Origin of the sequence: Winkia sp. UMB3158 (assembly GCF_030217145.1) — a bacterium.
Classification (GTDB): Bacteria; Actinomycetota; Actinomycetes; order Actinomycetales; family Actinomycetaceae; genus Winkia; species Winkia anitrata.
Genome location: NZ_JASONH010000007.1, coordinates 64,149 through 83,389, shown reverse-complemented (window position 1 = coordinate 83,389; position 19,241 = coordinate 64,149). Strand labels below are relative to the sequence as shown.

Annotated in this window: 18 protein-coding genes; 13 read left to right on the top strand and 5 right to left on the bottom strand. The window is 55.7% G+C overall.

Annotated elements, in window-relative coordinates; genetic code table 11:
• Positions 1-12: 12 nt before the first annotated feature.
• Complete coding sequence (miaB, locus tag QP400_RS08925; protein WP_004804818.1) at positions 13-1,509, top strand: tRNA (N6-isopentenyl adenosine(37)-C2)-methylthiotransferase MiaB; 1,497 nt, start codon at positions 13-15, stop codon at positions 1,507-1,509.
• Positions 1,506-2,399 carry a tRNA (adenosine(37)-N6)-dimethylallyltransferase MiaA gene (gene miaA, locus QP400_RS08920; RefSeq protein ID WP_004804820.1) on the top strand — a complete coding sequence of 298 codons (894 nt, stop codon included), beginning with the start codon at positions 1,506-1,508 and terminating at the stop codon, positions 2,397-2,399. Before miaB ends, miaA begins: the two co-directional genes overlap by 4 nt.
• On the opposite strand, the gene QP400_RS08915 is transcribed toward miaA, so the two are convergent.
• A complete protein-coding gene (locus QP400_RS08915) occupies positions 2,389-2,982 on the bottom strand; it encodes a class I SAM-dependent methyltransferase (protein ID WP_004804821.1) in 594 nt (197 codons plus the stop codon). The two genes, miaA and QP400_RS08915, sit on opposite strands and share 11 nt — an antisense overlap.
• Positions 2,983-3,014: 32 nt before the next feature.
• Between QP400_RS08915 and hflX the strand changes: the two genes are divergently transcribed.
• The 3 genes from hflX (at position 3,015) to QP400_RS08900 (ending at position 7,438) form a co-directional block, all read left to right on the top strand.
• Positions 3,015-4,484 carry a GTPase HflX gene (gene hflX, locus QP400_RS08910; RefSeq protein WP_004804823.1) on the top strand — a complete coding sequence of 490 codons (1,470 nt, stop codon included), beginning with the start codon at positions 3,015-3,017 and terminating at the stop codon, positions 4,482-4,484.
• Positions 4,477-6,381, top strand: a complete 1,905-nt coding sequence (locus tag QP400_RS08905; protein ID WP_004804824.1) for an ATP-dependent DNA helicase — start codon at positions 4,477-4,479, stop codon at positions 6,379-6,381. The genes hflX and QP400_RS08905 overlap by 8 nt, the downstream gene beginning before the upstream one ends.
• 67 nt (positions 6,382-6,448) lie before the next feature.
• Entirely contained in the window at positions 6,449-7,438 is a 990-nt protein-coding gene (locus tag QP400_RS08900; RefSeq protein ID WP_004804826.1) for an L-lactate dehydrogenase, read from the top strand.
• A gap of 3 nt (positions 7,439-7,441) precedes the next feature.
• Here QP400_RS08900 and lexA read toward each other — a convergent pair whose 3' ends face one another.
• Complete coding sequence (lexA, locus tag QP400_RS08895) at positions 7,442-8,104, bottom strand: transcriptional repressor LexA (RefSeq protein WP_004804829.1); 663 nt, start codon at positions 8,102-8,104, stop codon at positions 7,442-7,444.
• A gap of 170 nt (positions 8,105-8,274) precedes the next feature.
• Between lexA and QP400_RS08890 the strand changes: the two genes are divergently transcribed.
• The gene (locus QP400_RS08890) at positions 8,275-8,679 is read left to right on the top strand and encodes a LysM peptidoglycan-binding domain-containing protein (protein WP_004804830.1); all 405 of its coding nucleotides are present in this window, start codon (positions 8,275-8,277) and stop codon (positions 8,677-8,679) included.
• A gap of 24 nt (positions 8,680-8,703) precedes the next feature.
• On the top strand, positions 8,704-9,159 hold the full coding sequence (gene nrdR / locus QP400_RS08885; protein WP_004804832.1) for a transcriptional regulator NrdR: 456 nt from the start codon (positions 8,704-8,706) through the stop codon (positions 9,157-9,159).
• Here nrdR and QP400_RS08880 read toward each other — a convergent pair.
• From QP400_RS08880 to QP400_RS08870, 3 genes are read right to left on the bottom strand one after another with little or no spacing between them, the layout of a single operon-like run.
• A complete protein-coding gene (locus tag QP400_RS08880) occupies positions 9,156-10,850 on the bottom strand; it encodes an AMP-binding protein (RefSeq protein ID WP_285462639.1) in 1,695 nt (564 codons plus the stop codon). The genes nrdR and QP400_RS08880 overlap by 4 nt on opposite strands.
• Before the next feature lie 43 nt (positions 10,851-10,893).
• Positions 10,894-12,099 (bottom strand): phosphoglycerate dehydrogenase, encoded by a 1,206-nt coding sequence (gene serA / locus QP400_RS08875; protein WP_004804836.1) that lies wholly within the window; start codon positions 12,097-12,099, stop codon positions 10,894-10,896.
• Positions 12,100-12,150: 51 nt separating this feature from the next.
• Entirely contained in the window at positions 12,151-14,319 is a 2,169-nt protein-coding gene (locus QP400_RS08870; RefSeq protein ID WP_004804838.1) for a HelD family protein, read from the bottom strand.
• 150 nt (positions 14,320-14,469) lie between these two features.
• On the opposite strand from QP400_RS08870, the gene QP400_RS08865 reads away from it, so the two are divergent.
• The 6 genes from QP400_RS08865 to ftsL all read left to right on the top strand — a co-directional run bounded on the left by QP400_RS08865 (position 14,470) and on the right by ftsL (position 19,239).
• A complete protein-coding gene (locus QP400_RS08865) occupies positions 14,470-15,441 on the top strand; it encodes a PAC2 family protein (protein ID WP_004804840.1) in 972 nt (323 codons plus the stop codon).
• A 3-nt stretch (positions 15,442-15,444) separates the two neighbouring features.
• Positions 15,445-16,680 carry a DNA polymerase IV gene (dinB, locus tag QP400_RS08860; RefSeq protein WP_004804842.1) on the top strand — a complete coding sequence of 412 codons (1,236 nt, stop codon included), beginning with the start codon at positions 15,445-15,447 and terminating at the stop codon, positions 16,678-16,680.
• Positions 16,681-16,687: 7 nt separating this feature from the next.
• Entirely contained in the window at positions 16,688-17,128 is a 441-nt protein-coding gene (locus QP400_RS08855) for a DUF3040 domain-containing protein (RefSeq protein WP_081499136.1), read from the top strand.
• Positions 17,129-17,369: 241 nt separating this feature from the next.
• Positions 17,370-17,801, top strand: coding sequence for a division/cell wall cluster transcriptional repressor MraZ (gene mraZ, locus QP400_RS08850; RefSeq protein WP_040314625.1), 432 nt, complete (start codon positions 17,370-17,372; stop codon positions 17,799-17,801).
• A gap of 98 nt (positions 17,802-17,899) precedes the next feature.
• Positions 17,900-18,850, top strand: coding sequence for a 16S rRNA (cytosine(1402)-N(4))-methyltransferase RsmH (gene rsmH, locus QP400_RS08845; RefSeq protein ID WP_004804845.1), 951 nt, complete (start codon positions 17,900-17,902; stop codon positions 18,848-18,850).
• A 5-nt stretch (positions 18,851-18,855) separates the two neighbouring features.
• The gene (gene ftsL / locus QP400_RS08840) at positions 18,856-19,239 is read left to right on the top strand and encodes a cell division protein FtsL (protein WP_004804852.1); all 384 of its coding nucleotides are present in this window, start codon (positions 18,856-18,858) and stop codon (positions 19,237-19,239) included.
• Positions 19,240-19,241 lie beyond the last annotated feature (2 nt).

Here is a 19,241-nt window from a genome sequence, read left to right as displayed (position 1 = left end):
GAATGACCCGCGATGACTACACCACGCACTTATCACATTAAGACTCTTGGCTGCCAGATGAACGTTCACGATTCCGAACGTATGGCAGGCCTGTTGGATTCCGTCGGCTTGGTTCCTGTGGAACAGGTACCTGATGCTGCTGCAAGGGCTACAGATGCCGGCGATGAGGGTGCGGACGTAGTTGTGATCAATACTTGCTCGGTCCGTGAAAATGCAGCTAATAAGTTGTACGGCAACCTGGGCCAGCTTGCCGGGGTAAAGCGTAAGCGCAAGGGGATGCAGATCGCGGTTGGAGGTTGCCTGGCGCAGCAAGAGCGCGCTCGAATCCTCGAGCGAGCGCCTTGGGTGGACGCTGTTTTTGGCACCCACAATATAGACGTACTTCCGACTCTTCTGGAGCGGTCGCGCCACAATCAGGAGGCGGCTGTAGAGATCGAGGAATCGCTGAAGACGTTCCCGTCCACCTTGCCTACCCACCGCGAGTCCGCCTACGCAGCTTGGGTCTCGATTGCAGTTGGGTGCAACAACACTTGCACGTTCTGCATCGTTCCTCACTTGAGGGGCAAGGAACGCGATCGCCGCCCAGGGGATATCCTTGCCGAGATCGAAGCGGTTGTAGATCAGGGGGCTATCGAAGTTACTCTGCTCGGGCAAAATGTGAACTCCTACGGGGTGGGTTTTGGCCAGCGTGGAGCCTTTGCACAGTTGCTTCGGGCAACTGGAAAGATCGACGGACTGGAGCGAGTACGCTTTACCAGTCCTCACCCGGCAGCGTTTACCCAGGATGTTATCGACGCTATGGCCGAGACCGATGTCGTAATGCCCTCGCTGCACATGCCATTGCAGTCCGGCTCTGACAAGGTGCTGCGCGCTATGCGCCGGTCCTACCGGTCGAAGAAGTTCCTTGGGATTCTAGATTCCGTCCGAGAGGCTATCCCGCATGCGGCGATTACCACTGACATCATCGTGGGTTTCCCGGGTGAAACTGAGGAAGATTTCCAGCAGACTCTGGACATTGTGGAGCAGTCCCGCTTCTCTTCCGCTTTTACTTTCCTCTATTCGATGAGGCCGGGTACTCCCGCGGCCGACCGCGAGGACCAGGTACCCGAAGAGGTCAAGTTAGAGCGCTATCACAGGCTGCTCGAGCTGCAAGAACGCATTTCTACCGAGGAAAATCAGAAGCAGGAAGGCCGCGATCTGAAAATCCTAATAGCCGAGGGCGAAGGGCGGAAGGATGCCGAGACGATGCGTATCTCTGGGCGCGCAGAAGATAACCGCCTCGTGCATGTGTCGGTTCCAACCGGCGCCAAGGTTCCGCGGCCAGGTGATTTTGTGCGCGCACAGGTGACGCACGGTGCCCCGCACCATCTAGTTGCAGATTCTGGCATTCAGGGTGGACTCTACGAAGTGATACCCACCAGGGCCGGAGACGCCTGGCAGGCAAAGAACGCCCAACCAATGCCCGCAGGTACTGTTTCGCTTGGAATACCGCTGGTTCGCCCCAAGTGATCATTGCAGTAGTTGGTGCCACGGCCACGGGGAAGACCTCTCTGGCGGTGGCGCTCGCGCAAGAGTTCGGTGGGGAAGTCATTTCTGCTGATGCCTTTCAGCTGTATCACGGCATGGACATTGGTACCGCGAAGGTGACCGAAGCGGAAGCCGGTGGTATTCCGCACCACCAGATCGATGTGCTGGACCTGTCCCAGAGGGCGTCTGTGGCTGCGTACCAGCAGCACGCACGTGAAGACGCTGAGGCAATCATTGCTAGAGGCAAGGTGCCCGTGGTTTGCGGGGGCTCGGGATTGTACGTGCGGGCGCTCCTGGACGAGCTTATCTTTCCAGGTACGGATCCGAAGATCCGATCGCATTTTCAGGACCAATTGGAAGCGGTAGGTAGCGTTGAGCTGCATAAAACTCTAGCTACCCTAGATCCGCTGGCCGCTTCGAATATTCTGCCTTCTAACGGCAGACGGGTGGTGCGAGCTTTAGAGGTAATACAGCTTACTGGGAGGCCGTTCTCGGCAACTATGCCCACCGGCGAATACCATTACGCGGACACTCTGCAAATAGGGCTTCGTCCCGACGCGGAAGTGCTGTCCTCTCGGATCGAAAAACGCTGTGCGCAGATGGTAGAGCAGGGCCTTGTTGAAGAGGTCCAGGCGCTACTGCAGAAGGGACTACGCGAGGCGCCCACAGCGCGGGCGGCAACGGGCTACCCGCAGATGATCGATTATCTAGATGGGAAGATCGATCTGGCTACTGCCACGGAGCAAAATGCTTTGGCGACGCGAAAACTAGCAAAGAAACAGTGGAAATGGTTCAAGCGGGACGATCGCATTAGCTGGTTCGCGACACCGGATGAGGCACTGTCCTTCGCCACCCGAGCACTTACTCGGTAGGCCTGACTCGCAGAATTCTGAATCCTTTCTTCGAGGAGACCTTGGCAACCTCAAAGCCTTGCTCGCCCAACCACTTTGCCAACGAATCTGCTCCCAGGTTACGAGCTACTACCAGGTATGCTTCCCCGTCGGGTGCCAGCAGGGCAAGCCATGTTTGAAGCAACCTGTGCAGGGCTTCCTTCCCAATGCGAATTGGAGGATTGGACCAGATAGTACGCAGCGGACGTCCTCGCTTGGAAAGTTCCGCAAACGCCTTGTCAGCATGTGCAACCGTGGCCCCTGGAGCATTGCGACGGGTTAGATCTAGAGCACGCTCGGTGACATCGACGGCCCACACCTCGCCATCGAGTTCGTCAGTTAGTGCCAGGGCAATAGGGCCCCATCCGCAACCTAGATCCAGGGCAGGAGCGGTGGGGGCAGGAACGGCATCCAGAAGGATCTTAGTAGCCTTATCCAGGGTGTGCGCAGAAAAAACTTTCGCAGCTACGTGCACGTCGTGGGGGCGACCGCGAAGAGAAACGTGTAGTGATTCCAGCTCGGCTTCAGCTGCAGGGGCTGCTTCGGTAAAATAGTGTTCAGTCATCGCCTCTAGATTACAGGGGCACGAAAGGTTGTATGAAGCAGGATAATAAAGATCGCGCTGAAGACGTCGTGGCGCGAATTTTGGCCCGGACCGGTACGGCCCTGGAATCCACTGAGGGTATGGATACGTCCGCCGACGCTGGCGCGATGGAGCGCGAAGAGCGACGGGCCCTTCGTCGGGTCAGTGGCCTGAACCATTCCGAGGACGCTATTGAATCGGTCGAATATCAGCGATTGGCTCTGGAACGGGTCGTGTTGGTGGGGATCTACACTGCTGACGCTGCTAAAGCTGAGGATTCGTTGCGTGAACTTGCTGCTCTTGCTCAAACTGCCGGCTCTCTTGTCTTGGACGGTGTTTTGCAGCGCCGCGAAAAGCCGGATCCGGGTACATACCTGGGCTCGGGAAAGGCGCGTGAACTGCGGGATCTGGTGCACTCTGTGGATGCTGATACGGTGATTGTCGATGGCGAATTACCTCCGTCTCAGCGGCGCGGCCTCGAGGACGTGGTGAAGGTAAAGGTGGTTGATCGTACCGCATTGATCCTGGATATTTTTGCCCAGCACGCCAAATCCCGCGAGGGAAAAGCGCAGGTGGAACTTGCTCAGCTTGAATACATGCTTCCTAGACTGCGCGGGTGGGGTAAATCTCTTTCCAGGCAGGCCGGTGGTCGGGCTGCAGCCGGTGAAGGCATCGGTTCGCGTGGTCCCGGTGAAACCAAGATTGAAATGGACAGGCGGCGGATTAGGCACCGCATGGCTCGTCTGCGCAAGCAAATAGCGGGAATGAAGGCAGCGCGGGACACTAAGAGGTCGGGCCGCACCCGTACTAATACGCCTGCCGCGGTGGTGGTCGGGTATACCAACGCGGGCAAATCCTCTTTACTTAACGCATTGGTGGGGAGCCAGATTATGGTTGCTGACGAATTGTTTGCGACGCTGGATCCTACCGTTCGTAAAGCTGAGACCCCTGAGGGGAGGAGCTATACCCTCACCGACACAGTGGGGTTCGTATCAAACTTGCCGCACCAGCTGGTGGAGGCTTTTAGGTCGACGCTGGAGGAGGTTGCCCAGGCGGATCTGCTGTTGCACGTTGTAGATGCTGCTCACCCGGATCCGGAGGCGCAGATCAGAGCCGTTCGAAAGGTGCTCGCCGATATAGAGGGCGCCATGGATATTCCCCAGCTGATGGTGCTGAATAAGGCAGACTTGGCTTCAAAAGAACGCATAGCGGTGCTGCGGTCTAAACATAAGAATTCGGTTGTTGTGTCTGCTCGCACTGGGCAGGGAATAGCCGAACTGAAATTAGCCATTGAAAGGATGTTGCCGCATCCTGACGTGCCGATTGATCTAGTCATTCCCTTCTCCAGAGGAGACTTGGTGGGCCGGGCACATGAAGAGGCCCAAATAGACCAGATCGACTACACCGCGTCTGGAACTCGCTTGCGCGGGATGGCCAGGGCTGACCTTGCCGGTCTTCTGCAGGACGCAGCAGTAGATGAATAAAGGCGAGAAAGTCCTAGCAGAGGCGGTGGCCGTCCTCGGCGGGGTTCCCCGGGACGGACAGACGCAGATGGCAAACGCTATCTGGGACCTGTCTCGTGACCAAGTTCTACTAGTACAGGCTGGTACTGGCACGGGCAAATCTTTGGGATACTTGGCTCCGTTACTCACGGAAGCGGTCGAAGAGTCCCGCCGAGTCGTGATTTCTACAGCAACTTTGATCTTGCAAAGGCAGTTGGTTGGCGGAGACATCCCGGCAGTACAAAAGGCAGTGAAGAAAGTCCTTGGGAAAGCGCCGCGGATCGCGCTGCTGAAGGGGTGGACCAATTACGTCTGCAAGCTCAAAACCATGGCGCCAGAGGACCAGGCTGGCCTTTTTGACGAACTTGAAGTAACTGCCACCGGAGCCGAAGTACTCCGGGTACGCGAGTGGGCAGAAGAGACCTCCACTGGCGACCGCGACGACATGAGCCCGGGGGTAACTGACAAGATTTGGCGGGGAGTCTCAGTAACGAAGAACGAATGTGTGGGCGAATCGTGTCCTTTTGCCACCGAATGTTTTCCAAGGAATGCCCGAAAGGCGGCCGCCGAGGCCGACGTTGTAGTCACCAATCATTCCATCCTGGGAGTGCAGGCTATGACGGAGGCCGAGCTGTTAGGAGAGTTCGACGTCCTGGTAGTCGATGAGGCCCACGAATTGGATGGGCGGATTCGATCTCAAGGAACAGTCGAGATCTCCGATGCGAGCCTTTTGCGACTAGCTCGCCTCGCTAGACGGGCCACCGGCGTACCGGCTGCAAAGATTGAAGAGGCGGCATCGGCATTGGCGCAAGGGCTGAAGGAATCTGTCTCCGGTCGGATAAAGGCGCTTCCCTCTGGGCTGCACGGGGCATTGGTGAGTGCAGGATCAGCCATGCGAGACGCCCTCGAAACAATTGGTGACGGGAAAGAGAACACCGACAACAAGAAACGTGTTGCCAGGGCGGAACTGATCTCGGCAATCGATTCGATCGATGCGATTCTGATTGACGATCCGGCAGTTCGAGTCAATTGGATAACCGAAGATGCGGAGGAGCGTAGGCGCCTGTGCTCTGCCCCCTTAGATGTGGCTCGCCCGATTGCCTCCCGGCTGTATGGCAATCACAAGGTCGTTGCCACTTCGGCCACTCTGTGTCTGGGAAATAGTTTTGATGCCATGGCGAATAGACTCGGCGCGCAGCTGGCGGAAACTTGGAAAGGGCTGGATGTAGGTTCTCCATTCGACTACCCCCACCAGGCGATTATGTACATCCCTCAGCTACCTCAGCCCGGAAGGGACGGACCTAGTCCGCAGCTGCTAGCCGAGATCGGTGAATTGGTTAAGGCAAGTGGTGGGGGAGCACTGTGCCTTTTCACCTCTCGCAGGGCCGCGCAGCTTGGCGGCGAATACTTGCGTGAACACACCGATCTTCCCGTGTTCGTGCAGGGGGAAGATTACCTGCCGTCGCTGATAAAGGCTTTCCGTGAGGACGGCAATGCAGTCCTGGCCGGGACTATCTCGCTTTGGCAGGGAGTAGATATCCCGGGGCCAGCGTGCAGATTGGTTACCATCGACCGAATTCCTTTCCCGCGGCCTGATGATCCCATTACCTCTGCGTTGTCCGATGCCGCGAATGCGGCGGGTAGGTCTGGATTCACGGGAGTATCGCTTGTGCATGCCGCGCTGCTTTTAGCTCAGGGAGCGGGACGATTGGTCCGGACAAGTTATGACAAGGGTATGGTCGCTTTATTAGATCCGCGTCTGTACTCGAAGGGATATGGCAGGTTTTTGTTGTCATCACTGCCAAAAATGTGGCCTACTCGTTCGCAAGAAGTGGCGGTAGGGGCGTTGGCGAGGTTGAAAGACAACGTAGGCCTTTAGCTCTTAACCTTCGGTAGTTGGCCAGATAAAATGTTGGTACATACTTTGCCTTACACGGAGGAAATAGATGTCTGAACGTGCCACAACCCTGTACCCATCGGGATCAGAGGGGCATCCTTCAAAAGTTGCCATCATTGGGGCAGGAGCTGTAGGAACTGCGCTTGCTTATGCGTCTGTTATCCGCGGGGACGCCCGAGAAGTCGTTCTTTATGACATTAATGAAAAGAAGGTCAAGGCCGAGGCCTTGGACATTGCCCACGGTATTCAGTTCACCCCGGTCGGCTCGGTGATCGGGTCTTCGGACATCGAGGTCGTGCGCGGCGCGGACGTAGTGGTGGTTACTGCAGGCGCGAAGCAGAAACCGGGCCAGTCGCGGCTTGATCTAGCCGCAGCTACGGTGGGCCTGATGGAAAAGCTGATCCCCCAGCTTTTGGAGGTAGCTCCTAACGCGGTGTACATGCTGGTCACCAATCCGGTGGACGTAGTCACCTACGCCTCGCTCAAGATTTCGGGTCTGCCTCGAAACCAAATGTTCGGTTCCGGTACGGTGCTCGATACTTCTCGTCTTCGCTACCTGGTATCTCAAGAGACGGGAGTGGCTGTACAGAATATTCACGCATACATTGCTGGCGAGCACGGCGATAGCGAGATCCCGCTGTGGTCTTCCGCAGAAATCGGAAACGTGCCTTTGCGGCACTGGGGGAAGACTCTGAATGACCGTCTCTTTGATTCCGATCTGCGTGCCGAGATAGCGCAACAGGTAGTGGACTCCGCCTACACCATCATTGAAGGTAAGGGTGCCACCAACTATGCGATCGGCCTCGCTGCAACGAACATTGTTAGCGCAGTGCTGCGTGATGAGCATCGGGTGCTGACCATCTCGACCCTATTGGAAGATTGGCACGGCATTTCTGGCGTCTGCATGGCGGCCCCTGCGATTACTTCTCGTAAGGGTGCAGGTAGAGTACTGGTGCCGCCGCTCACTTTGCACGAACGCGATGGCCTGACTGAATCGGCACAGCGTCTGCGTGAGGTAGCTAGGTCGCTAGGCTACTAACAACTAGAGGGAACGCATTACCGTAACTACGCGCCCCATAATCGTGGCTTCATCGCCCGGTATGGGCGCGTAGTTTTCGTTTCTGGGCAGCAGCCACTGGTGACCATCTTTCCTCGAGAGGACCTTAACGGTTGCTTCCCCATCTACTAGAGCGGCGACGATCTGCCCTTCTTCTGCGTCCGGCTGGACCCGCACTACAACGAAGTCGCCGTCGCAGATGGCCGCATCAACCATGGATTCGCCTTGTACCTGCAGCATGAATAATTCGCCTCTGCCTGTTAGCTCCTGTGGCAGGGTGTAGACATCCTCGACATGTTGTTCGGCGGTGATAGGCGCGCCTGCCGCAATTTTTCCGACTAGGGGAACGCTAGTTGCTGTGCCGCCCTCGGAGCTTGCCACCGGTACCGGGACCAGCCCGGTTTTTTTTTCAGGCTTAGCTCTGCCGACTACCTCGATGGCGCGAGGGCGAGACGAGCGGCGGGTGATGAAGCCCGCTTCTTCAAGTAGATCCAGCTGATGCTTGATTGAGGAGGGAGAGCGGAGTCCTACTTCTTTTCCCAGTTCACGCAAGGACGGCGGATAGCCAGTTGCCTCGATTGCCTGGCTGAGAGCCTGGAGCACCTGTTGGGTCCTTTTGGGAAGCAGGTTCGGATCCGGCGAGGTCATTGAAAATCCCCCTTGTCACCATTTGTCAGTGGTGGATGTTTTTCTGTGCGTATAAAGAGCTTACGGGGCTGAAAGACGCAAAGCAAACATTTGTTCGAAGAGTCTTGAAATGTCTCCAGGTAAGCTGTATCGTACAAGTGTTCGACGAACAGATGTTCGAAAGGAAGCTGATGTCCGCTCTGCCTATCACCCCAGAAATTCGGCCGGTACGCCATCTGCAGGTCGTTGACGCTGCCTACTTGCGAAGGCTGCAGGGGAGCAAGAGTTCGGTATTAAAACAGCAAAAAGTTGACTCCGCTACTACCGTTAGTGCTCTGCAGCGGCTGGGAATGTTAGTTTCCCTGGCAGTAGCGGTTTTCTTGGGTTCGGCCTTGGGGCTTTCGCTGCCGGGGGCCACCTACGATGGGCCGACTGTCTCCTACACGGTCTCCAGTGGGGACACTTTGTGGTCTATTGCTAAATATGTCGCTGCGGATGTGTCGGTTGCTGATACTGTAGAACACATAAAAGAACTAAATGGTTTGCAGTCCTCACAGCTCCACCCTGGCCAGCAGCTCTCTGTGCCATCGCGGTGAGGCTGCCCAGCTCTGGAGGCCCTTTTGCACTGTCCCTTTTGTCAGCATCCCGATTCGCGAGTAGTAGATTCTCGAACCACTGACGACGGTATGGCTATTAGGCGTAGGAGGCAGTGCCCTCATTGCAATCGTCGTTTTACTACTCAGGAAACTGCTGGGCTAACCGTGCTGAAGCGTTCCGGGGTCATAGAGCCTTTCTCCAGAGGGAAGGTTATTTCAGGAGTTCGGAAGGCCTGTCAAGGCCGGCCAGTTAGCCAGGATGATCTGGCCCTACTAGCGCAGAAGGTCGAAGAGGACCTGCGTGGGTCGGGGAGGGCGCAAATCACTACCCAGGATGTGGGCCGCGCAATTTTGCAACCTCTGCGCGACCTGGATGTTGTTGCTTATTTGCGGTTCGCCTCGGTGTATCTCGACTACGACTCCTTGAACGATTTCGAGGAGGCCATTAAGCAGCTGCGGGCTGAACAGCAGAAGCGCTAGCGCTGCCGCTGCAGAAGCTCATCCCGTACTCGCCGGCGCACCACCTTTCCTAAATCCGAGGTGGCTAGTTTGTCTACCAGAAACATCTGCCGGGGAAGTGCGTATCTTGGCAAATCTTCTATGATTTGCTCGCGAATCTTGGCAAGGGTAGGGGTGCGTCCTTGAGCTGGGACGATGGCTGCAGTGACTACCTCTCCGCGATCTTCGTCGGGCATGCCAACAACGGCAACATCTTCTACTTCGTCTAGCTTGCGGATGGCGTTTTCTACCGCAGATGGATAGACGTTAAATCCACCGCAAAGGATTAGCTCTTTCCGCCGGTCAGCTAGTGCAAGGTAGCCGTCGTCGTTTATGGCTATGTCGCCGGTGCGCAGCCAGCCTTCCGTAGTGTAAAGGTTTTTGGATTCTTCAGGGTTATTCCAATATCCTGCGCTGCATCCGGGCCCTTTAACTATGAGCTCACCAGGCTCGCCGGCCTCGTCGTCCACGTCTTTGGTGGGATCCTCCAAGCTGACTAGGCGAACCTGGATCGAAGGGAACGGTAAGCCAAGGGTGCCGACTCTGGTGGAGCTGAGGGGCGATCCGGTCACGATGGGCGACGTCTCCGTCATACCGTAACCTTCGATAACTGGAGCGTTAGTGGCGCTTGCCCAGGCCTGTGCGTCTTTCTTCTTCAAGGGCATGGCACCAGAGATTGTGTAGTTGATGCTGTCTAAGGCAATGCCTGCCTTTTGTGCCGCTTTCAATAGGCGAGAGAACATCGGGGGAACGCCAATCATGAAAGTGCAGGGGCGGCGCTTCATGGCGTCTAGGCAGAGCGACTCGTCAAATTTGGGAAATACCACTTGGGTGGCACCAACCAGAAAGCCCGAGAGCATTACCAATGTCATTCCGAATGCGTGGAAAAACGGTAGTACGGCATAAATGGTTTCGTGAGGTGAAAGGAGGGGCGTAACCCACTGTGCAGCTGCCCGAGAGTTGGACACTAGGTTCGTGTTCGAGAGCATGACCGACTTTGGTGACCCTGTTGTTCCGCCTGTATGCAGCATTGCGACGGTGTCGTCCGGGTCAATTGCAGCCGGGGTGCTGAGTGGTGTTGCCTTCTTTGCTAGCTTGTCAAAGGAGGGGATAGAGGCTGGTACTTTTTCGCAAAGCTGTGCGCGCATCTTGCGTGCTTTGGGGATCGGAAGTTTCAGTGCGAGCCGAAGTTTTGCAGGCAGTGCTGCTACCAGATCTACGGACAGTACGGGCACGGACAGGCTGGCAACCTTGGAGACGGTTTTTTGCCAGGCTAGTATCAATTTAGAATCGACACGTTCGATTTCGGTGTGGAGCTCTGACGCTGGGGCTAGCGGATTATGTGCTACCGCAATTGCCCCCAATGCTAATGCGCCAAAAAAGCCGCAAATGAACTGCGGGCAGTTGGGTAATATTAAACTGACCCGATCACCGGCTGTGACACCCATGTTTGCCATTGCGCTAGCGGCTTTTCGCGACTGTTCTTCCAGCTCGGAATAAGTCAAGGTGGCGCCCATGAAATCTGTTGCTACCCGATCTGGCCACTTGGCTGCCGATTCTTGCAGTAAAGAGACTAAAGTTGCTGGGCTCTGGTCTACTTCATGACCTACTTCCGGGTCGTAGTTTTCGCGCAAGCGCCTGGTTAGGTCTGAAACTGGGTCTTCGCTATCCACGGGGTAAGCCTATCTACTTTTCCTATTTGTCTCTTGGCAGAACTTAGTGAGTTAGTACGCGGAGTTTGATGGTTTCTTCGCCGCGTTTTAGGGCTGCAACCGTCTCGACAGGCAATTCTGAGGAAATGTCGGTTATTACGTACCCGACGCGCCCCTGCGTACCAAGGATTTGCCCGTTGATGTTGGCCCCGTGGGAGGCAAAAATGTGGTTTATTTCAGCAAGCACCCCCGGTGCGTTGGTGTGAATGTATGCCACGCGGTACAGAGCGTCTTTGGAAACTGGGAGGGTAAGGTTTGGCAGATTCACTGACATGTCTGTGGATGCGGATTGGAAATAGCCGACAACCTTTGAAGTGACGAACTGTCCAATATCTAGTTGGGCTTCTTCGGTAGACCCGCCCACGTGTGGAGTAAGTACTACATTCGCGAACTTTGCCAGTGGCGAGTTGAATGGATCCCCATTCTTCTTCGGCTCGGTTGGGAACACGTCAATGGCAGCTCCACTGAGCATTCCAGCTTCCAGAGCCTGCACTAGGGCGCCAGAGTCGATGACTGATCCTCGCGACAGATTTAGAAGGATTGCCCCAGGCTGCATCTGCTCGAATTGCTGTGGGCCGAACATGTTCGCGTTGGTCGGGTTCCCATCGACGTGGATGGAAACTACGTCTGCGCGTCCTAATAGTTCTTCCATGGTTTTGCAACCGTGGGCATTGCCGAGGGCGAGGCGTTCGGCAGTGTCGTAAAAGATAACCTTCATTCCCATGGCTTCGGCTAATACGGACAGCTGCATGCCGATGTGGCCATAGCCAATAATGCCCAGCGTTTTTCCTCGGACTTCATGGGCTCCAGCGGCGCTTTTCTGCCACACCCCGCGGTGGAGGGCGGCGTTCTTTTGGGGAAGCTGACGGCTGAGCGCGATGATTAAAGATATTGCCATCTCTACCACCGAGCGCGTGTTGGAGTAGGGGGCATTGAAGACGGCGACGCCTCTTCTGGTGGCTTCGGACAGGTCGATCTGGTTTGTCCCTATACAGTACGCGCCGATGCAAGACAGACGTGGGCAGCTTGCTAACACCTTCTCGGTGATCGCGGTCTTTGACCGTATCCCGACCGCGTCAACTCCCTGAAGAGCCTCTATCAGTTCGTCCTCGTCCAGCGCCCCGACCCGTCGTTCAACCTCGAATCCCGCCTGGCGGTAGATCGCGTCGGCATCGGGGTGAGGATTTTCCAGAAGTAAAACTTTGGGCATGTATAAATAGTGTCATCGCAAAGTGTGCTGAGCAAGCGGTTTGTCGAAAAACTATTTAGAAGTGAATCCTTCTGGCAGTTTTTCAGAATAGACGACCTCGAGTCTCTTAGTTGGCCTAGTCATTGCTACGTATAGATCCCCAGGACGATCCTGCATCTGGATAGGTTCAACCAGGATGACTACGTCGTATTCCAGTCCCTTCGAGGCGCGGGCAGAAAGAACGTTGATACGTGGATCCGAGAAAGTCAGTTTCTGCCTTATCTCTTTTTCGGCAATGACTGCCACCTGGCCCTGCCCCGTGCCGTGCTCTAAGTCCAGCTCTTCGCAGGCAATTTGGGCAAGCTGACTGACACTGCGCGCAAGGCCTTCACTCTGGTGCAATCGCAGACAATCTGGTAGGTCGCGGACGGCCTTTACCGGGTAGTCGATTGGTCTGCCGAGGGCGCGGGCGACTTTTTCAGCTGCCTCCATAATGGTTTGTGGGGTGCGGTAGCAAATCGACAAGATAGCCGTACCGGAGTATCCGCGGGCAGCTGGCCCAAGGATTTCCGTCCAATCTTTCGCACTGGTTCCCGTCCTTTGTGCTAGGTCGCCTACCACTGTGAACGAGCGAGAGGGACAGCGCCTGAGCAAAGCAGCCCATGCTAGGGGCGAGAGCTCCTGCGCCTCATCTACGACTATGTGGCCAAAAGTCCAGGACCTGTCGGCTCGGGCCTTCTCTGCCAATGTCGAAGAATCAGCCTGCCCCTGTGTGCGTTCCGCGAGTAGCTGGGCATTCACGATCCCTCCGCCCAGGCCATCCATATCCAGGGCTTGCTGCGCCCTCGCTATGGCCTGTTCTTGCCTAGCAACGCGCTCGCGGGCTGCCGCAGCAAACACATCTGAAGGGCCCAACAACTCTGCCAGTTCGTCGAGGATGGGAATGTCCTCTACCGTAAAAGCAGCATCGGTTGGCCGCTGCAGAGCGGCAACTTGCTCGGCGGTGAAACTGGGGGCGCATGCTGCTAGGAGCTGCGGGCGTGAATAGAGCTTGCGGAGTAGGGCAGTGGCGGACTCGGGCATCCAGCACAGGTTGATATTGCGCTTTACATCAATGTTCGTGCGCAGTTCTTCACGCACCCAAGCCCTGTCAGACGAACTTAGATTTTCGTCTGCGGCCAGGTAGCTATCGGTGAGTTTTTCTAGCAGCGTGAGGGCGAAGGTAGTGCGCGCCACATTGTGCGCTCTAGATGCTTGTTTTGCCCGCCGAGCAGCAGCCTTCACGTCCTCTGGAAGAAGAGTGACGGTCACGCCGGATACGCGCATCGTTATGGGAGCCTCCGGAATGCGACGCCTGGAAGCTACCGCCCTCTTCGCGATTTTTATCCATTCTAGGGAGCCCTTTAGACGCGCGAGGGCGTCACTGTCATGGGAAACGGCGCTAATACCTGGGAGCAGGTCACCCATCGTTACAGAGACGACACCCGTTTCCCCCAATGCCGGCAATACCTGTTCGATATACCGCAAGAAACGCCTGGATGGGCCAACAATAAGCACCCCTGACCGTTGCAGCTTCTCGCGTTCTGAATACAGTAGATAAGCCGCGCGATGTAGCGCTACAGCAGTCTTGCCCGTGCCCGGGCCGCCCTGAACCACTAGAAGTTCTTTAGCCTCAGAACGAATAACCTCGTCCTGCTCTGCCTGAATGGTAGTCACAATGTCGCCCATATGACCACCGCGCGCAGAATTCATCGCGGCGAAAAGGGCGCCCTCGCCTGCCAAGGAAACATTTTCGGAAGCTGACACATCGAAAAGATCGTCCTCAACCGAGACCACTTTCCGCAGCTTCGTGCCGATATGGCGACGCCTGACCACGCCCTCATGATGGGCGGGAGTAGCCCGATAAAACGGGGTAGCGGCCCGTGCGCGCCAATCAACCAAAATGGTCTTGCCCTCCTCGGAAAGACCCACCCTGCCAATGTAGCGAGGCGAAGGGGCATGATCGGATGTCATATCCAATCTGCCAAACACAAGCTTGTCTTCCACCTGCTCCAAGCGAGTCGCCTGATCACCAAAATGAGCTGCGATTGCATCTCGTTCAGAGCGGGCCTGAGGAGACCCTTGAGCTCCTGCGGCCTCAGCCTTGCGCTGTTGGCGTCGGTAGCTAGACCGAGCTGCGTCAAGTGCCCGGTAGGCACGATCGACTGCGGGCTGCTCTTGGTCCATTGGGGTAGAAGTCACGCTTATCCTTGGAATAACGGTAGTAAGTTTCTTGTTAGACAGATTGAAAGTTAACCTATTGTGTCAGACCAAAATGATAGTTGGTCATGTTGGGACATCAACTGTCAGACAGAACATATAGGCTAATAGCTAAAGAAGGTGGAGGTAAAAATGACAGAGCTAATCTCTCAGATCTCTGATGTGCCGGTGCGCTCGCGGGTTATGCTCCACCACATGTATGGCGCTATTGATGCGGGACACGCCGGCCGGCTTACGCTAGAACAATTGCTGCCATCTTTGCAGGCAGAGCGCGTAGTGACTTTCGATACAGACAAACTTGTCGATTATCGTGCCCGCCGTCCCTTGGCGACTTTGTCCCAATGGACTGTAACGGATATGGAGCCTCCTGAAATCGCCATCGACAAGGTTACCGATTATTCGGGACAAGAAATCTTGATCTTGCACGGGCCTGAGCCGGATCTGCGTTGGAATGAGTTCGCCCAAGTGGTATCCGAGTATGCCAAAGAGGTGGGAGTCGAGACCGCTATTAACGTCCTGGGGTTGCCAGCTGCCACTCCGCACACGCGTCCTCCGCTAGTGAACCAGACTGGAACGCGTCCGGATCTACTGCCTCCGCAAGACGAGCAAATCGGCACCATGCAGTTTTCCGCTTCCATGGGAATGTTCCTGCAGTACAGCCTGGGGCAGCAGGGGATCGATTCCATTGGTCTTACGGTAGGGGTGCCCTACTACGTGATGGACTCTGACTACCCGGCTGCAGCAACAGCGTTAATTTCGCGAATCAGCGATCTTACTGGACTGGATTTGCCAATTGGTGATTTGGCTGCCGCTTCTGACATGCTCTCAAAGAGGCTTGACCTGGAAGTGCAGGAATCTGCTGAGATTGGCGGCGTCATCGCCCAACTGGAGCAGCGCGTCGATTCGTTGGATATTTCGCAATTGCAAGTTTCCGATTCACCAGTGAAAATCCCCAGCGGGGACGATCTTGCCGAGCGTTTCGAAGACTTTTTGCGCAATACCGACCAGCAGCGTGCCGACCAGGGCCAGACTGCAGTGCCACCTAAGCCGAAGGGGCGTCACCGCGCTGATGGGCCGGTAGATGGCCCCAGCAAATCAGCCTAAGTAATGTCTAATTCGCCTAGGCTAGCCAGTGCCAGGCATGGGTGGGGAAAAGACGACTCGCATGCCAATATCTTGCACGTCGACATGGATTGTTTTTTCGCTTCCGTCGAACTGCTGGATCATCCGGAACTGGTAGGAAAGCCTCTGATTGTCGGTGGGCACTCGAACAGGGGCGTAGTCACTTCTGCTACCTACGAAGCGCGGGCCTACGGCGTGCATGCCGGCATGCCGGTGTCGCGTGCAGTTCGCCTTTGCCCCAGGGCGGTGGTGTTGCCCACCCGCAAAGGGGTGTACTCCCAGGTGTCGGCCGAGGTAATGAAGATCTTGTCTTCCTATACTCCTGCGTTTCAGAAGGTAAGCGTGGATGAAGCTTACCTGGACGTGTCTGGAGTCCGAAAGATATTTGGCTCCTCCACGCAGATCGCAATTGCTCTTCGCCGTCGCATCAAAACCGAACTGGGGATTGCGGCATCGGTAGGCATTGCGCCCTCGAAATTGGTAGCAAAAATTGCGTCCTCGCATGCGAAGCCCGACGGGATATTACTGGTTCCAGATACCGCTGTGTCCGCGTTCCTACATGATTTGCCCGTAGGTGCACTTCCTGGAGTGGGAAAGAGGGTCCAAGAGATTTTGCTGCGGTCTGGCGTTCGTACTATTGGCCAGTTGGCGCAGGTTCCCGAGTCTGATCTGCAGCGCAAGGTAGGAAAAGCGGCAGGGGCAAGACTGGCACAGATTAGTTTGGGAATTGATGCGTCAAAGGTAGGCGAGAGCGGCCCCGAAAAGTCGATCGGTACTGAGGTTACCTTCGAACAAAATGTAACCGCATTCCCTAGGTTAGAAGAAGTGCTTTTAGCGCAGGCACACGAGTGCGCTGCTAAGCTACGCGCCGCAAAATGGCAGGGGCAGACAATCGTGGTCAAGTTGCGCGGTGCCGACTTTAGAACAGTGACTAGGTCAAAAACCGTGCCGGCAACTGATCTAGGTGCAGATATCTATAAGGTGGCGCGCACTTTGGCGCATTCTGTGCCATTGCCAACCGGTGGCTATAGGCTGGTTGGTCTGCGTGTCGAAGGGCTAGTTTCGGCAGAGGTCGGAATACAGCTAACCATCGACGGCCAAGATACGCGCCGGGCAGCCGAGAGTGCGATGGACGGAATTGCGGCCCGATTTGGCGCCAGCGCTTTGCGGCCCGCGTCGCTGCTGGGTGACCGGAAGGAAAGGAACGAGTTGGGGAAATAGGGCGGTAATGCTCTATCCTGAGAGTGAAGACACATTTATAGCGAAGGAAGGTGTCATGGGACTGTCTGACTACGAAAAGCAGGTCCTTGCGGATTTGGAAGCCCAGCTGCGCGAGGGCGATCCTTCCTTCGATGCCGCCATGGCGAAAGAGGCTCCTAACTCACCAAGGAAGACGCCTCCTAGGGTTATGGCAGCTATGGGTGTCGTGACACTTCTTGGATTGGTGATCATTGTGGTTGCGGTGTCACTCGGGTATACGTGGCCGGCCATGGCGCTGGCGGTAGTTGGATTCTTGGTAATGGTATTTGGAATCACCCTGCCTTGGAACAGAAAAGTTGTTGCGAAGCTTTCTGGAAAGACGGCTAGGGGTGCATCCTCATCTGCTTTTATGAAGAAGCAACAGCAAAAATGGGAACGCCGCGGTCAGGGCGAATCTGGCCGCTACTAGTAAGTAGTTTCGTAGAGAGGGGAAGACGCAGAGTCTTCCCCTCTTTTTATTTTTAACTGCCACCCCTCTGGGTGGCCAGTCGTCCTCCACTATGTATGGATTTTTACTCCACTTCACTCCATTCGGTAAATTAGCTGTTCAGTAGATGTTTGATCTAGGCAGAAATGCGAAAAATGGAGGATTAGCTTCACAATGTGGTTGATTGTGGAGTAAAGTGGAGCTCAGCGGTGAGGAGGTGCGTGTGTTCCTTGGTACAGCTGAGCCAAAGCTCGATGACAAGGGGCGCCTCATTCTGCCTTCCCGCTACCGCGAGGAACTTTCAAACGGCTTGGTCCTAACCAGGGGCCAGGATCGCTGCTTATACATGTTCACCTCCCAGGAATTCGCAAACATGTACGAAGAGCTCCGCCGGGCGCCTATCTCCAGTAGGCAGGCTAGAGATTTCGTCAGGATCATGCTCTCGGGAGCGATGGACGACAAACCGGATAAGCAGGGAAGAATCACCATTCCCGCGTTACTTCGCACCTATGCGGGGTTGAAGCGAGACGTAACGGTGATTGGTGCCGGATCTCGAATCGAGATTTGGGATCAAGCTTCTTGGCAGAAGTACCTAGCGGAACATGAGCAGGCGTTCTCGGACACTGCTGAAGAGGTAATCCCAGGTTTGTTCTAGGGGCATAGGTTCGGTTTCTCTCCGATTTCTGAGGCCACTTCCCCGGCTTCAGAGAGCGGAGGGGATCCAAGCTTATGGCCTGACGGAAGGCGGTCTACATGGCTAAGGAATACGGACACGTGCCGGTAATGGTTGCACGCTGTCTGGAACTCCTGGAACCAGCGGCTCACGATGGTGCCGTTTTTGTAGATTGCACCCTTGGCATGGGTGGCCACAGCGAAGCCATCTTGAAAGAATTTCCGCAGGTCCGTTTGTACGGGATAGACCGAGATGAGCAGGCTTTGCAGATTGCTGGCGAGCGCCTTTCGCCCTTCGGGGACCGTTTTACTCCAATTCACACCACCTACGATCGAATTGGCGATGTCGCCGATCAGGCTGGCGGAAAAGTCGATGGGATATTGATGGACCTGGGAGTATCTTCCTTCCAGCTAGATCAGGACGATCGCGGCTTCGCCTACTCCCGCGACACGTACTTAGACATGCGCATGGATACATCGCAGGGGAAATCCGCTGCCACACTGTTGCAAGAAGCTAGCAAACAGGAACTGACTAGGATTCTGCGGGTCTACGGCGAAGAAAAATTTGCTGCCAAGATAGCTGGCGCAATCGTGAAAAAGCGCGAAAGCGAGCCTATAGAACGGTCTGGGCAACTAGTAGCTTTGGTTCGCGCGTCCATACCTGCTCCCGCCAGAAGGAAAGGGGGCAATCCTGCGAAGCGGACTTTTCAGGCTCTACGCGTAGCCGTAAACAACGAATTGTCCATCCTCGAGGATGCTATCCCCGCGGCCCTGAACAGCCTGAATGTGGGTGGCAGGTTGGTTGTGGAGGCATACCAATCTTTGGAAGATCGAATAGTTAAGGCTGCCTTCAAAGAGGCTAGCACCTCTCAGGCTCCGCCCGACTTGCCAGTAGTTCCACCAGAACTAGCTCCAAACTTCAACCTCGTCTTCTCTGGAGCGCAAAAGGCCGATGAAGAAGAGCAGAAGACAAATCCGCGTTCCGCACCAGTTCGGTTGCGCGCCATAGAACGCATTAGTGAAGGAAGGTAAAGGTCATGACTCAGGCCGCACTTGGTCGCCCTCGTAAAGGGCCCCGTCGGATTGCCAGGCCGATCCTTTCGGTAGTGCAAACCTCTGCGCCGGCAAAAACCCCGATACTTACCTGGGGTGGCGTAGTCGCAGCGCTCTTAGCTTTGATTGTGGTTCCTATGGCTATCAATACGCAGATGGCTATGCTGTCCTACTCCATGCATGAAGATCAGATCGAGCTGGACAAAGTTGAGGAAGCGAATCAGGAATTGCAGGTTCAGGTCGAGTCTTTGTCTTCTCCCGATTCGTTACGCCAATTCGCGGTGTCTCACGGTATGGTTCCAGCCGTGGAGTTAGGATACATAAGCCTCGGTTCTAAGCAGATCGAGGGCGGCAAGGCAGCGCAGTAGGC

Coding starts and splice junctions, on each gene's coding strand:
- dinB (WP_004804842.1), top strand. CDS start 15,445: ATGTCTAATTCGCCTAGGCTAGCCAGTGCCAGGCATGGGTGGGGAAAA.
- QP400_RS08855 (WP_081499136.1), top strand. CDS start 16,688: ATGCTCTATCCTGAGAGTGAAGACACATTTATAGCGAAGGAAGGTGTC.
- QP400_RS08865 (WP_004804840.1), top strand. CDS start 14,470: ATGACAGAGCTAATCTCTCAGATCTCTGATGTGCCGGTGCGCTCGCGG.
- QP400_RS08890 (WP_004804830.1), top strand. CDS start 8,275: ATGTCCGCTCTGCCTATCACCCCAGAAATTCGGCCGGTACGCCATCTG.
- hflX (WP_004804823.1), top strand. CDS start 3,015: ATGAAGCAGGATAATAAAGATCGCGCTGAAGACGTCGTGGCGCGAATT.
- QP400_RS08915 (WP_004804821.1), bottom strand. CDS start 2,982: ATGACTGAACACTATTTTACCGAAGCAGCCCCTGCAGCTGAAGCCGAG.
- QP400_RS08900 (WP_004804826.1), top strand. CDS start 6,449: ATGTCTGAACGTGCCACAACCCTGTACCCATCGGGATCAGAGGGGCAT.
- miaB (WP_004804818.1), top strand. CDS start 13: ATGACTACACCACGCACTTATCACATTAAGACTCTTGGCTGCCAGATG.
- ftsL (WP_004804852.1), top strand. CDS start 18,856: ATGACTCAGGCCGCACTTGGTCGCCCTCGTAAAGGGCCCCGTCGGATT.
- serA (WP_004804836.1), bottom strand. CDS start 12,099: ATGCCCAAAGTTTTACTTCTGGAAAATCCTCACCCCGATGCCGACGCG.
- rsmH (WP_004804845.1), top strand. CDS start 17,900: ATGGCTAAGGAATACGGACACGTGCCGGTAATGGTTGCACGCTGTCTG.
- QP400_RS08905 (WP_004804824.1), top strand. CDS start 4,477: ATGAATAAAGGCGAGAAAGTCCTAGCAGAGGCGGTGGCCGTCCTCGGC.
- lexA (WP_004804829.1), bottom strand. CDS start 8,104: ATGACCTCGCCGGATCCGAACCTGCTTCCCAAAAGGACCCAACAGGTG.